Annotated in this window: 4 protein-coding genes; all 4 read left to right on the top strand. The window is 48.6% G+C overall.

Annotated elements, in window-relative coordinates; translation table 11 throughout:
* Positions 1-5: 5 nt before the first annotated feature.
* Genes edeN through edeK form a run of 4 tightly spaced genes read left to right on the top strand, consistent with a single transcriptional unit; the run spans position 6 to position 15,019 of the window.
* Positions 6-6,524 (top strand): edeine non-ribosomal peptide synthetase EdeN, encoded by a 6,519-nt coding sequence (gene edeN, locus ASG16_RS29070; protein WP_056487971.1) that lies wholly within the window; start codon positions 6-8, stop codon positions 6,522-6,524.
* A gap of 6 nt (positions 6,525-6,530) precedes the next feature.
* Positions 6,531-7,694 (top strand): pyridoxal phosphate-dependent aminotransferase, encoded by a 1,164-nt coding sequence (locus tag ASG16_RS29065; protein ID WP_048033249.1) that lies wholly within the window; start codon positions 6,531-6,533, stop codon positions 7,692-7,694.
* A gap of 17 nt (positions 7,695-7,711) precedes the next feature.
* On the top strand, positions 7,712-11,002 hold the full coding sequence (gene edeL, locus ASG16_RS29060) for an edeine non-ribosomal peptide synthetase EdeL (protein WP_056487968.1): 3,291 nt from the start codon (positions 7,712-7,714) through the stop codon (positions 11,000-11,002).
* 33 nt (positions 11,003-11,035) lie between these two features.
* On the top strand, positions 11,036-15,019 hold the full coding sequence (gene edeK, locus ASG16_RS29055; RefSeq protein ID WP_056487966.1) for an edeine non-ribosomal peptide synthetase EdeK: 3,984 nt from the start codon (positions 11,036-11,038) through the stop codon (positions 15,017-15,019).
* Positions 15,020-15,044 lie beyond the last annotated feature (25 nt).

The raw sequence follows: 15,044 nt of genomic DNA, 5'->3' as shown, positions 1-15,044 counted from the left end.
TTGTGATGAACAAGATCGACAAAAACAATATAGCTGACATCTTGCCGTTAAGTCCAACGCAGGAGGGCATGCTGTTTTACTACCGACTCCAAAAGGATTCCAATTTGTATTTCGAACAGCATCGGCTAACCCTTCGTGGCAAGTTTCAGCTGGAGTTGTTTACACAGGCTGTTACGATGGCGTTTGAGGCCAACGAAATGCTTCGGACGGTTTTTCGCTGGGAGGGGCTTCAAGCTCCTGTCCAGCTCATTCTTAAGCAAAAGACATTGGAGATTCCTTATTTCGATTGGACCGAGTTACCATCTGCAACGCGGGAAAGAAAGCTGTCTGTCTTGTTGGCACAGGACAAACAAACACCCTTCACGCTTGAGTTAGGCAATACCATTCGCATTCAAGTAGTACGGATGGAGTTGTATCGTTATGAAGTCATATGGTCATTTCATCACATTCTCATGGACGGATGGAGTTCCGGCATTCTCCTAAGAGAGATATTTACAGCGTATGGACAATTATGCTCGGGGCTGTCTCCTGCGATCAAACAGAAGGCGAAGTACAAGGAGTATCTGCGTTTTCTCAAAGAAGCAATGAAAGAAGAATCGCTATCGTATTGGAAAGATTCCTTACAAGGAATTAGCTCGCCTACACCGCTTCCCTATATGCGGAATCGTAACGAAGAGCCGCGATATTCTTCTTATCATCTTCGGCTCAGTCGAACGCTGATGGAGACATTGGAGGAAGCATCCAAGCGATACCGCGTGACAATCAGCACAGTGCTGCAAGCCGCATGGGGTATTTTGCTGCAAAAATACAGCGATACGCGTGATGCTCTTTTTGAAGTAGCATACGCTGGTCGTCCTGCCCATCTCACTGGAGTAGAGGAAATCGTCGGCCTCTTCATCAAGACGTATCCGCTTCGGGTCAAACGGACAGAAACGACAACAGTCAAAGAGCTGCTGGGTGTCATGATGGAAGAACAGCACCAGATGGCCCCTCATTTGTACGTGCCATCGGTTGAGTTGAAAAACTGCTCGGAGATGGACGCACAAACTCCTTTGGCGCACAGTTTGTTCGTATTCCAAAACTATCCCATCGACAAGACGCTGGCCGGATTGGAACTTGACTTCGAGTTGGAGAATATCACTTCACATGAAACAACCGATTATCCATTGGTGCTGGAAGTAACACCAGGTGATGATTGGACAGTCCACGTCAACTACCAGGCATGGAAGTTTCAAGCGAAGGAAATGGAACGCCTGGCGCTTCACTATCTGAGCCTTCTCGAGCAGATTGCGGCTGATCCGGATCAAGAGATTCGTGACCTTACCCTGCTCAGTGATCGTGAGCGGCAGGAGATGATTGAGGAACAGATGAAAGTCGTGCCAGTTCCGAGTAACTACTGCGTGCACGAGTTGATTGATCAAGCGGCCGAAAAAACACCGGATGCAGTTGCGCTTGTACGAGGAAAGCAGACTGTGACCTACAAGGAGTTACAAGAGCAAGCGAATCGCCTGTCTTGGGCTCTGCAAAAGGAGGTGACAGATGCAGGCCGACCGATAGTTATCATGTGTGATCGTTCCCCTGAGATGATTACTGCACTGCTAGCTATCCTTAAAGCAGGGTGTTACTATGTCCCGCTCGATCCAGATTTGCCGAAAGCGCGGATCGAACAGATCGTTAGCCAGATTCAGCCTGTTCTGATTGTGACAGAGGGCAGCTATCTGGAACTCGTCGCTGATTTGCAAACAAGGGTGTTTCGTCTGGATGAACAAGCATGCTGGGCACAGGAGTTAACCCAAACACCACAGCGAATAGCGACACCTTCGAGTACGGCGTATGCCATCTTTACTTCTGGTTCGACAGGTACGCCAAAAGGTGTGCGTGTAAAACATGATCAATTAATCAACGCTCTTTGGTGGCACATTGAATTTGTCGGGTTCGGTGAGCAAACGAGAACGTTGCAGATCGCTACGCTAACTTTTGACGCATCGGTTGTCGAGATTTTCTGCACACTGATCAGCGGCGGTACCCTTTGCTTGTTGCAGCGACATGAAAACAAGTCCCCGCAAAAGCTCGCGGCTGCCATAGAGAGACAACAGGCAAACGTGATACTCGTCGTCCCTACGATGTATCACGCTTTGCTTGACCACGTGGCTGATGGCTCGATGGATTCGATACAAAAAGTGTTGTGTACAGGAGAGATGCTGTCTTCTTCGTTAGTGGAACGACATGCAGCCCTGCTGCCTCAAGCACAGATGTACAACTTGTATGGCCCAACGGAAAATAGTATCTCGGCATCTGGGTATTGTGTACCGAGACAAGGGCCTTTTGAAAACCCGCTCCCGATTGGACATCCAAGTTACAACGTTCGTGTCTTTCTTCTGGACCAAGATTTTCATCTATTGCCCAAAGGGGTAATAGGGGAAATGTACGTAGGCGGGATGGGGGTAACAGAAGGATACATCGCTGACGAGGAAAAAACCAAAGCGTCCTATATACTGACCCCGTATGGCAGGCTTTATCGTACAGGAGACTTGGCATGCTGGACGGATGAAGGACATCTGCAATATTTTGGCCGCAAGGATTTTCAGATCAAGATTCGCGGCAACCGTGTTGAATTGGAGGAAATTGAAGCTGTCCTGCGCCGTCAGCCTGGTGTTCGGGAAGCAGCGGTTGTGGCCATTCAGGAGTCAAAGCGCGATCCTTATCTGGTTGCATGCTTGGCTGCGACGCATCCGATTGAGGAACATGTTCTGCGCGAAGCAGTGCTGACTTATTTGCCTGACTATATGCTACCTGCCTTTTTTGTCCAGCTTGATGCCTTGCCTCGGACGCAGAGTGGAAAAGTAGACAAGACTGCCTTGCAACGTCTGGATTACACGCAGTATCGCACGGGAAAGGAAGAGGCCCCGGCAGATGAACTTGAGCAGCAATTGGCCCAAATATGGCGAGAACTTTTGGTAGTCGAAAAAATAAGCGTGCACGATCATTTTTTCTCGCTAGGAGGCCACTCGCTAAAGGCCGCTCAACTCGTGACCAGATTGCAAAAAGAGAGAAAAACAGACATCACGATCAAGGATGTATTCCAGAACCCCACCATTCGACAATTGGCAGATCGCATCAGGGGTAGACAGCCGATATCTTACGCGCCAATTGATCGGGTCAGTCATGCCGAGAGATACAGAGCTTCGTCTTCACAGAAACGAATTTTCGTCATGCATGGAATAGAAGGAGAAAGCACCAGCTACAACATGTCTGGTGTAATTGCGGTGAACGGTCATCTGGATGTAAGTCGAGTGAGCAGTGTGTTTAAGGAAATCATCCAAAGGCATGAAGCTTTCCGTACTTCGTTTGCGGTACAAGATGGAGAAGTATATCAGTACATCAGCGACCATGTGCCATTTGAGATCAAAAACATGCATAGCGACGGCAGGACATTGGACGAACTGATGGAAGACTTCCGGCAATCTTTTGATTTGACGAAAGCACCTCTCCTTCAGGTATGCCTAGTCGAGGTCACAGCCACTCAGCATTATCTGCTGTTCAATTCTCATCATATTATTTTGGATGGCATTTCACTGAATGTGTTAATGGAAGACTTTGCTAGATCGTATGTGGGTGAAGAGCTGCCAGCACTCCCTATTCAATACAAGGACTACGCGGACTGGCAGTGGCAGAAGCGAGGGAGCGAGCAGTGGAATCAGCAGGAAAAATACTGGGTGGATACCTTCAGCGACCGAGTCCCGCTCATGTCTTTTCCGCTGGATTATCCACGTCCTTCTGTTAAGACATTCCAGGGGGACCACCATACGTTTTTCCTTACTGATTCTACGTACGGTGATTTGCATACATTTGCCAAGCAGAACGAAGTGACTGTCCATGCGGTTTTGATGTCGGCTTATTACGTGTTGTTGATGAAATACACGTCTCAGGAAGATTTCGTTGTCGGTTCACTGGTAGCTGGACGAAATCATCCCGGTTTGGAGCGAATTGTCGGCGTCTTTATCAACTTCCTTCCGATTCGCAATCGTCCTCGTGCCGATCTTGCGTTTACCGATTTTGTACAAGTGGTTCAGCGCAGTCTGTTACTGGCCTACGAACATCAGGAGTATCCGTTTGAAGAAATCGTTGCTCGTTGCGCCGCAGGCATCCAGCAAACACAAAATCCATTGTTTGATACGATGCTGATCTTCCATAACCAGCGCGAGCAAGAAGTCAGGTTTACAGTGGGCGACTTGCAATTTGAAGAGGTTCCGCATGAATCGAAGACGTCGAAGCTTGACTTTAAGCTGGATATTACACCACTCGCTGATCAATTCAGGTGCGTGCTTGAATACGATACCCAGTTGTTTAAAGCCGAGACAATGGAAGGCTTTGCTGACAACTATTTGCGTGTACTTGCAGCGCTTCTGAAGCATCCGAAACAGCGATTGGATGATGTCGACATCGTACATCACCAAACAGAAAAAGAAGGCGTGATGAACCGCCTTCATCATGTCGGAGTTGCCGTTCCAGAACTGGGTCCGGCTCAAATCATGTATGGCACTCTCGGATTTGATGCGAGCGATTCTTTGCATGATCCAGAACAAAACGTGTATCTCTCCATGTGCATGAAACCGGGATGTGTACCAATCGAGCTAATCGCGCCTGTCGATGAAACGTCACCTTGCGTTCGTTTGTTGGAAGAGAAGGGGACGGGTCCGTACCATCTATGTTATTCGGTTTCCAACATTGATCATTTTTTGAAAATGTTAGTTGATTCTGGCTTCCAATACGATTTGGTCAGCGCTCCTAAGCCAGCGGTACTTTTTAATCATAGACTCGTTGCCTTTCTTTTTCTGGAATCGGTAGGCTTGATTGAACTTGTAGAGAGCGAGGGTATGAAGCAAGACGAATGGCAAAGCACCGATCAGCGGTCTGCTGTCCGTTTGCTTACACCTGATGCTGATAAGGCATTGGCGTTCTTTACGTTTCTGGGCTACCGTGTTCACGAGAAATATCTGGATCGACAATCGCAAGCCAGTATCATCACACTAGGTAAAGCGGAAGAGAGCAGCATCCAGTTAGTCGAGCCTCGAATGGAGCATTCGCAAGAACTCCGGGAGCTCATGAAAAGTGGTTGTGGTGTTTACCAAATCGAGGATCGGGTAGCGAACTTGACCGAACGGATCGACACCTTGTTAGCGTGCGGCATACCCATTTCTTTTGCAGACCAGGCAGGACGCAATCTGCAACTGACAGATGCCCCCTACCTACTTTTGACTGACGGAAAATCAGCCGCCCAAAGACCTAAGCCCATTCTAGGCGAGTTTCGCTCGGAAACAACGCCCATCTATTCTTTCGTTCAGGAACGCTTGCTGAAGCAGGAAATAGAAGATGGCATTGTGGCTGTCAGATGCTTTGACATCGAGCTTCGGAGCAGAATCGAACTGTCGTATATGCAGCAAGCATGGCAAGCTCTCGTGCGACGTTTTCCTCCGCTGTCGCCCCAAGGCTTATCCGAACCGATTCCGATTGCGCTTTGTGATTTACAAGAGAAAAGTGAGGCAGAGGTAACGGTATGGTTACGAGAACGATTGGCTGCCGTGCAGAAGAGGCCGTTTGAGGTCAAATCAGGATGTTTGGCTCATTTTGAACTGATAAAGCTGGCTGCTGACCGCTATCGGCTGATTGGAAGTCTACATAGCTCCTTTAGTGATTGGCGAGGTCTCGGACTTCTCCTGGAGGAATGGGAGGCTCTGTATCAGGCGATTGCAGAAGGGCATCAACCAGCCACGGAAGAACAGCCTCGCTACGAAGCATTCGCTGTTTGGCAGAAAAAAATGCTTGATTACGGACATCTCGAGTCCCAGCGTCACGAGTGGTTGACAACAGTTAATCCACATTCTGCTCAACCATTTGGTACGGGAGGGGTAGCGAAGCAACAAGTCGAGCAGTATATCGACCCTTCAGGTCACGCCGACTTGCTGCATGTAGCTGCTCATTCCAATCAGGAGCTGGGAGACATCTTGCTTGCTTCTTACCTGCTGTTGCTTCGACAGGTCACCCAATTGCCTAGTTTGATGCTTGGAGTAGTGACAACGAATCGGACGCAAGGTGTGCTGGAACAAACGCTAGGCAACTTTGACAACATCGTACCGCTCACCATCGATATGCAGACGATCAGTTCGTTTTCACAATTATTAGATCGAACAAAGCAAGTACGTGCCCATATGCAAGCACTCGCGTTGTATCCGTCAGAGCACTGGCAAGCGACGACGAATATGGAGTGGCCGACACTTTTTGTCAACCAGACGATCCCGTTCAAAGCTCAGTCAACTGTTTGGAAACGTGAAGTCAAACGGTCAGTTGAGCCAGAAATGGCAGGAAGTCCGCTAGTTCTTCAGGTAGCAGAAACTTCGGAAGGTATCCATGTCGTTTTTACCTATGATCCAGCTATGCTTCAGACAGCATATGTTGAATCCCTCTCGGTTCGCTATGTGAAAATCCTAAAAATGTTAGCAGACAAATCCAAAATAAAGGGGTAGGAGAATATGGAAATCAGATCCTCCATTAATTTTCACGATGAGCGCTTTTTGATGTTTGTACTGGACCAGATGGCAAATGAGCTTGAGAGAAACGGTGGAGAAGCGATCCGCATGACTCTTGGGAAGTCAGAAATGCCGCTGCATCCCGAAATTATCAATTCCATGCAACAGGCATTGAACAGCTTTGAAAAATATTCGCTCGTATATCCAGGTGGTCTGCCAGAGCTGAAAGATAAGCTCGCGACCCACTATAAAACAAAATACGATGTGTCAATCAAACCTGAGAATTTCGTGATCAGCGTCGGTACCAGCACACTCTTCCGTAACCTGTTCTACCTCCTGCTTAAAGAGGGCGATGAAGTGTTGCTGCCACTTCCGTACTACTCGCTTTACCATTTCTGCGCGCTCTTAGTCGGTGCGAAAGTTCGTTACTACAAAATTGATCTAGATACATTGAGACTTGATGTGGATTCGTTTAAAGAGAATTTTACAGACAAGACGAAAGTGGTCGTGATCAACACGCCAGGCAACCCGTTGGGAAATATTCTTACAAAAGAGGAATTGTATACGATCGACAGCATTGTAGACGGCCGTGCGGCTATTATCAATGACGAGATTTATGCGAATACCTACTTCGATGACGAGTGCGAATCTGTGATGCAACTGCAAAATACCAAGTCTACTTTCATCACAACGGATGCGTTTTCCAAAGCGTATCGGATGTATAGCAGACGTGTCGGATATGCAATCGTACCGGATGAGCTGGTACAGCCACTGACGGTCATTCAGCACCACACACTGCTCACTGCTGACCCAGTCGTACAGTTCGGAGCAATGGCTGCGCTTGATTACCAGCATGAGGTTGATCATTTGGTCCAACTGTACAAAGGTCGTCGGGACTACACGATTGACGCTTTCCAAAATGTACCGGATGTTCGTGCTCTGCCAGCGAGAGGCAGCTTCTACTTTACGATTGACTGCGAAGCATTTATGAAGAGAAAAGGCATCAGCACCTCGCTTGAGTTGGCTACGCAAATTTTCGAGGCTACACATGTGGCGACGGTACCGGGTTCAGACTTTGGCATCCCGAACACACTGCGCCTCTCATACTCTGCCGCCAAGTATAACGAGGGAATTAACCGTTTGCGGGAATTTTTCACCACCACCTAAAAAGGGGAAGAGTCGCAATGAATGGACGTATGCAGCTCGATCTGGATCTGAACGAGTTTAACCTGCTCTCTGATGATGAAGCGAACTTGTTAACCCGAGTCAATCAGACAGACAAACCGTATCGCAGTAATGTAACAATCGCTGAACTGTTCGTAGAGCAAGCGGAAAAAACGCCTGATAGAGTCGCAGTGGTAGAGGCGGATCGAGAAAGAACATACGCAGAACTACACGCGGAAGCAAACCAGCTAGCCCGTATCTTAAAAGATGCGGGTGTAGTTCCTTCGCAACTCGTAGGAATTCTCGCAGACAGGAGCTCCCGTATGGTGTCGGCAGTTCTTGCAATCCTCCAAGCGGGTGGGGGATACGTCCCGGTTGATCCGCATTATCCTCGAGCTAGAATACGATACCTTTTGCAGGACAGTCGCTGCAAGGTGCTTGTTACAGAATCTATGTATCTGGACGAGATCATACCGGATCTACCTGACAGCATCGAAACGATCATTTGTTTGGACGAGACTTCCTTCCATCACGAAGGATACAAGGTCTATACAGTGTCCGACATTCGCGGTCAAAAGGATGAGGCGATAGCTCCGGTAGGTTCAGAGGATGATGTTGCGTATGTCATCTACACATCTGGTTCGACCGGTGCACCAAAAGGCGTCATGATTACGCACAAACAGGTATTGAATACGTTGTTTTGGCTGGAGGAGACTTTTCCGCTAAGCGAGACAGACGTGGTTGCCCAAAAAACCTCGATTTCTTTTACGGACTCGGTGTGGGAATTGTTTTGGCCCCTGATGGTTGGATCAAAGCTGTCTATTTTGAAAGAGGAAGACGGGAAAGATCCGGGAGCATTGTATGACTGGCTGCGAGAGCAACGTATTACCGTCACCCAGTTCGTTCCAGCGATGATGAATGTGTTTCTGGCTCATGTGCATTCACGTAATGAACCAGACCCGTTACCCAATTTGAAGTGGGTATTTAATGGAGGAGAAGCGCTGACTGCTAATCTGGTTCGCGAATGGAATCGATTGTTCCGTATTGCGCGAATCGCCAATATTTACGGGATGACAGAATCAGCGATTTACGCTTCCGTCTATCTTTGCACAGAACAGCCAGCTGAAGAATCACTCAGAATCCCTGTTGGAGTTCCCATTGCCAATACTCATATGTTCATCCTTGGACAGACGGGGGAAATTTGTCCCCCAGAAGTCAAGGGAGAGATTTGTATCGGAGGAATTGGCATCACCGACGGATATTTGGGCAAGCCTGAGTTGACCGAAAAAGCTTTTACGTATCATCCCAATACCGGCGAGCGCCTTTACCGTACGGGAGATGTAGGATTGCTCAGCGAAACGGGAGTATTTGAATATCTAGGGCGGATGGACGACCAGGTTCAAGTGCGCGGCTACCGTGTGGAACTGAAAGAAGTGGAACGCGCCGTGCTTGCGCATCCTGCTGTGAATCAGGTAGCTGTTTTGGCTTTAACTGATCAAATGGGTTTGACCGAACTGGCTTGCTACTATGTCGTGCAAAAGGACGGCGTTCAGCCAGATGGGCTTCGTGCGCACCTGCTGGAGTGGCTCCCCGGATATATGATCCCGAGTTACTTTATGGAGCTGTCCGAGATGCCGCTTACTCCGCATGGAAAGATCGATCGCAAAGCTTTGCCTGCTGTAAAGCCCGGCGTCAGTAGTGATTACGTGGCCCCGGCAAATCCGATCGAACAAAAGCTGGCTGAGTTGTGGGCGGATGTCTTACAGATTCCATCCCCTGGTGTACTTGATCATTTTGTCGGACAGGGAGGGCATTCGCTGAAGGCCATTCAGCTTTTATCCAGGATTGAGAGTGACTTTCAAGTGAAGCTTTCTATGCGTGACCTGTTTGATGCCCCGACGATTCGTGGTTTGGCGACAAGGCTTACAGGCAATCTCAAGGAGAGGGAGCAAAAACCGATCGCCTTGCTCGCTGATCAGGAATATTACCCTGTCACAGGTGCACAAGAGCGACTTTATCTGTTGTGGCAGTTGGAAGAAGATACTACCAGCTTTCATACACCGGGAGTGATGCGGATCATCGGTTCCCTTGATTCAAGGCGTCTTCAAGACGTTGCAGATCAACTCGTCGCACGACATGAGGCGCTACGCACCTCGTTTCATTTGATGGAAGGCCAGGTGAAGCAAAAAGTACACCGTGACCTGTCTGTACAGATCGAGACATGGAAAGCAGACGAGGAAACTGTAGAAAAGGAAATCGAACGCTTTTTCCGACCATTCGATTTAAAGCAAGCTCCTTTGCTTCGTATCGGCCTAATTGGGCTCTCATCAGAGGAGCATCTGCTGATTTTTGATATGCACCATATCATTTCGGATGGCATATCCAAGTCCATCTTGCTTGAGGAGTTTTGTAACCTTTACCAAGGCCAGGTATTGCCGGAATTGTCGGTACAAGCCAAGGAATTCGCTTGGTGGCAAAGAGAACAAGCTACCGAGATCGGCTGGGCCGAGCATGAAGCCTACTGGTTGGATGCATTTTCCGAGCAGCCGCAGCCGTTGGCAATCCCGACCGATTATCCTCGCCCACAAACGATGACATTTGATGGAGATGAATTGCTGACTGAGCTGTCTGGAGAATGGCTGGAAAAACTCGACTCGTTTACCCGTCAGAGTTCTACGACGCTGTACATGCTTCTGTTGGCCGTCTATTCTGTTTTGTTATCCAAATACAGCAATCAGGAAGACATCATTATCGGCTGCGACATGGATGGTAGACAACGTGCGGAGTTTGCTCCTGTCGTGGGAATGTTTGTTAACACCCTGGCCCTGCGAAACTGGCCGAAGAAGGAATTGACTGTCCGAGAGTATATCGGGCAGGTACGCCAAAACGTGCTAAGCGGTTTTGAGCATGGAGACTATCCATTCGATCAACTGGTAAGCCAGATTCAATTCCCTCGTGATCCAGCAAGGAACCCGTTGTTTGACGCCATGCTGACCCTGCATCATGCAGCAGAGCAGCAAAAGGTCCGTCTCGATCAAATCGAGTTTGCTCCGTACGAGTTCAGACGCAAAGCTGCCATGCTCGATCTGGCTTTGGAAGTGGTGAAGGCTGAGGATCACTTATGCATGCACTGGCAATATAACACGAACTTGTATCACAGAAGAACAATCGAGAAGATGGCTCAAGACTTTGTCATTCTTCTGGAGCAAATGGTAGCCCACCCGAACCAAACCATCGGACAACTTCAGATCGGTCATGGAGTAGTACAGGTAGCACAGGGACAAGTGGATGACGATGACTTTGCTTTTTAAGAAATACATGACGGACAGAAAAGAGGGATTGGCTTGACAACGATAACGGCACAAAACATCTTGCTGGCCAGTGGGCGGTTTGATCGCGAAAAAGACTATTGGATGGAGAACCTCTCTCAAGAGTTTCATTCACTTGACCTTCCAACAGACTCTCGGGCCTCGTTTCAGCGTCAGTCTGAGCTTCGTGAGCTGACCATCGTGTTTCCGGACGAACTGAGCAGGGCGCTGATTCATTTAAGCAATGGCTCGGATCAACGTTTGTTCATGGCTTTGCTGAGTGGATTTGGCATCTTGTTGTCCAAATACACGGGACATCAGGACATATGCGTTGGAACGGCTATCTTTCGTCAAACTGAGCCGGGTGAGTTTTTGAACAAAGTACTGCCCTTGCGTCATCAGGTACTCCCGGAATGGAGTATCAAGGAGCTGCTGCAAGAAATTCGGCAGACCTTAAAGGCCGCTGTGGAACATCAGAACTACCCAATCTTGCGGTTGATCGAGGAAATGCAAGTACCTCAGCAGGGGAACAGCACACCTTTTTTTGAGGCGACTTGCTTGTTGGACGTTCTTCATGATCAGGACAGCCTGGAACAGGTATCGAGCGAGTTGCAGCTCCTCTTTTCTAAAAAGGGGAACTCGCTCGAATTACTCGTGCGTTACGTGGGGCAAAGATACCAACTCCCCATGATGGAACGGATGATGGAGCACTTGGTCCGTATCTATCAGGTTATCGTAACCCAACCAGATCAAAAAATCGCCGAGATAGCGTGCTTATCTGAGGCAGAGGTACGGGAGTTAGTTCTTTCATTCAACGACAATCGGATTGATTTTCCGCGCGATCAGAGCTTTGATCACCTCTTTGAGGAGCAGGTAAAAAAGACGCCTCATCGCAAAGCGGTGACAGACGGAAAAACAACTTTCACCTATCAGGAATTAAACGAGCGATCTAATCGACTTGCGCGCCATTTTATCCAGCAAGGATTACGACCTGGCACAAAAATCGGTATTTATATGAAGCGTAATGTAGATACGCTAGTTGCGATTCTTGCAGTGTTCAAAGCGGGAGGAGCCTACGTACCGATTGATCCAGACTATCCGCTGCATCGGATCTTGTATATCGTGCAGAAGAGCGAAATTACAGGGTTGATCACTCAGCCTGACTTGCTAGATGGATTGGGGTCGATTCAAGCATCCTCACCTGAATTGAAGTATCTCTATGTCTTTGGTCCATTCGATCAATCCGTAGAGTCACTTTCGGGAGAGGACATCGGTCGGGAGAGTGCGGGAACAGACTTGGCATATATCATCTTCACATCGGGTACGACTGGACAACCAAAAGGCGTAATGGTGCACCATCGTGGAATGATTAACCACATTTTCGCTAAAATCAACGACCTATCCCTCTGCGAGGATGATCTTGTCGCACAAACGGCTTCTCTTTGCTTCGACATTTCTGTATGGCAATATCTGGCTGTTTTGCTGGTGGGTGGCTCTGTGCAAGTGGTCGATACAGAGACGGTTATGGATACGCAGGCCCTTCATGACGTGCTGCGTTCCAACCGCGTCACCGTAGCAGAAGTGGTACCATCTCTGCTCTCCGTGCTACTTGATCTCGTTCAAGAATGGCCAGACTCTAAACGCAGCTTTCCTGATCTGCGGTGGATGGCAGTGACAGGAGAGGAGTTGCCTGCCCCTCTGGTACGGCGCTGGTTTGCCTGCTATTCGAAAATACCATTGGTGAATATGTACGGGCCAACGGAAGCATCCGATGATATTACCCACCACATTATCCGGGAAATGCCCAGCGATCAGCAGATTGTGGTTCCCATCGGCATACCGATCCAGAACACTCATATTTACATACTTGATCAAAATCAGTGTATCTGCCCGAGAGGCGTAAAAGGAGAAATAGGTGTGGCCGGGCCGGGGGTTGGATACGGCTACTACAAAGATGAGGAACGGACGCAAAAAGTTTTTATAGCAAATCCGTATGCTAGCTGGGTAGAAGACCCTGACTATCAAGTCCTCTACCGAACAGGTGATGTAGGCCGGATCACGGAGGACGGCTATATTGAGTACTTCGGGAGAATGGACAATCAAGTCAAGATTCGGGGTTACCGAATCGAACTGAGTGAGATTGAACAGGTTATGCGCAGACATCCTGCGGTCAAGGATGCAGTGGTCTTGGCGCTTTCAGAGGAAACGGGTGCAAAGTACTTATGTGCCTATGTCGTTCCCCTGAAGGATTTTTCCGCCCGAGATGTGTGTGATTATCTGTTTACTGTGCTTCCGGAATACATGGTGCCGATGCACTATGTAAAGCAAAACGTATTGCCACTTACCCCTAACGGAAAAGTGGATAGAGGGGCTTTACCGAAGCCTGGCATACAGGATCGGGTCGACACATCTATTTTTGTGTCAGCGACAACTGAGATGGAAAGAGCTCTTACCCACATCTGGGCGCATGTGTTACAGCTTGATCCAAACACAATCAGCGCTCGGGACAATTTCTTCGCTCTAGGGGGGCACTCGTTAAAAATCAACGCGGTAGCTGCCCAGGTCGCACAGCAGTTTGGCGTACAGCTTCCATTGCGAACCATGTTTAATCACCCAACGATTCAGGAGCTAGGCAAGGTGATTGATGGCGCAGACAAGACGATTTTGAAAAGACGATTCCCAGTCGAAGTCAGATCGTACTATCCTGTTACGGCTGCTCAGCGCAAATTCTTTATTCTTCAGCAGTTGAATCCGGCTGACACAAGTCTGCACATTACGGCTGCTCGTTTTATCGAAGGAGTTTTGAACCGCGAGAAGGTAGAGCATGCTTTTCAAGGATTGGTGGACCGCCATGAATCTCTTCGTACCTCGTTTGATTATCTAGATGGGCAAGTGGTTCAAATTGTACACAATTCACTAGTCTTCCGTTTGGAAGTGAGCGAAGCAAGTGCAGAGCAGTTGGAGGCCAACCTAGCAACGTTTGTACGGCCATTCGACTTGCGTCAAGCGCCATTGCTGCGTGCAGGGCTAATCAGGGTTGCACGGGAAAAGCATCTCTTGTTGTTCGACATGCACCATATCGTTTCAGACGGTGTATCCATGGATATTCTCGTAGAGGACTTTGTTCGTCTCTATGCAGGCGTGACACTTCCTGCATTGGAAGTTCAGCAAAAAGAGTTTGCTGTTTGGCAGGAATCTGCACTTGAGTCAGGGGAGCTTCAAGCTGACTATTGGGCAGACATGTTTACCAGCCCGGCTCCACTTCTATCGATTCCGACTGATTATGAAAGGCCAGAATCGCTTACGTTTCCTGGTGCGACGATTGAGTTCGAGATATCGGCAGAGGATAGGCAGCGGTTGCAGGATCTGGCAGCGGAAGAACATGCGACACTTTACATGGTGCTGTTGTCGGTTTACAACATGCTGCTTGCAAAGTACAGCGGCCAAGAGGATGTCGTTGTCGGAACTCCAGTAGCTGGGCGTAAATTTGCAGAGTTTGATGAAGTAATTGGGATGTTTATCAACACCATTCCTTTGCGCAATTATCCAAAAGGCGAGAAAACCTATCGAGAGTTTCTTGCGGAGGTCCGCGAGCATACGCTAGCCTCTTTTGAACAAGCGGATTACCCGATTGATCTGTTTGTCCAGACTCTTGGTCTTGAGCCAAATACAGGTCGTCAGCCCCTTTTTGATACGATCTTCGTCCTGCAAAACATGGACAATCCGGAAGGGGAACTGGAGCTTGAGGACATGATTGTCAAAAACTATCCACTGCAAAACAACACGGCTAAACTTGACCTTCATCTGGCGGCTTATCCTGTTTTCGACAGACTGACATGTAAGCTGGATTACCGCAGTGACCTGTTCCGGAGAGAGACGATGGAGCAGTTTGTGAGTGACTTCAAAAGCTTGTTGCAGCAGGTGATGGAAGATCCCGAGCGCCTCCTGCAAGACTTTGAATTGACCCGTGAGGTAGCCCTTATTCAAGCACAGGGCGTCGATTGGGATTTTGAATTTTAGCGCAAGCGGTGAGTAAGAGGGGGAG

Origin of the sequence: Brevibacillus sp. Leaf182, assembly GCF_001423865.2 — a bacterium.
GTDB lineage: Bacteria > Bacillota > Bacilli > Brevibacillales > Brevibacillaceae > Brevibacillus > Brevibacillus brevis_C.
The sequence above is the reverse complement of the archived record's forward strand: the minus strand, read 5'-3'. Positions and strand labels throughout refer to the sequence as shown.

What these genes read in the sequence shown, in the direction of transcription:
- edeN (WP_056487971.1), top strand. Translation starts at nt 6, where the DNA reads ATGAACAAGATCGACAAAAACAATATAGCTGACATCTTGCCGTTAAGT.
- ASG16_RS29065 (WP_048033249.1), top strand. Translation starts at nt 6,531, where the DNA reads ATGGAAATCAGATCCTCCATTAATTTTCACGATGAGCGCTTTTTGATG.
- edeL (WP_056487968.1), top strand. Translation starts at nt 7,712, where the DNA reads ATGAATGGACGTATGCAGCTCGATCTGGATCTGAACGAGTTTAACCTG.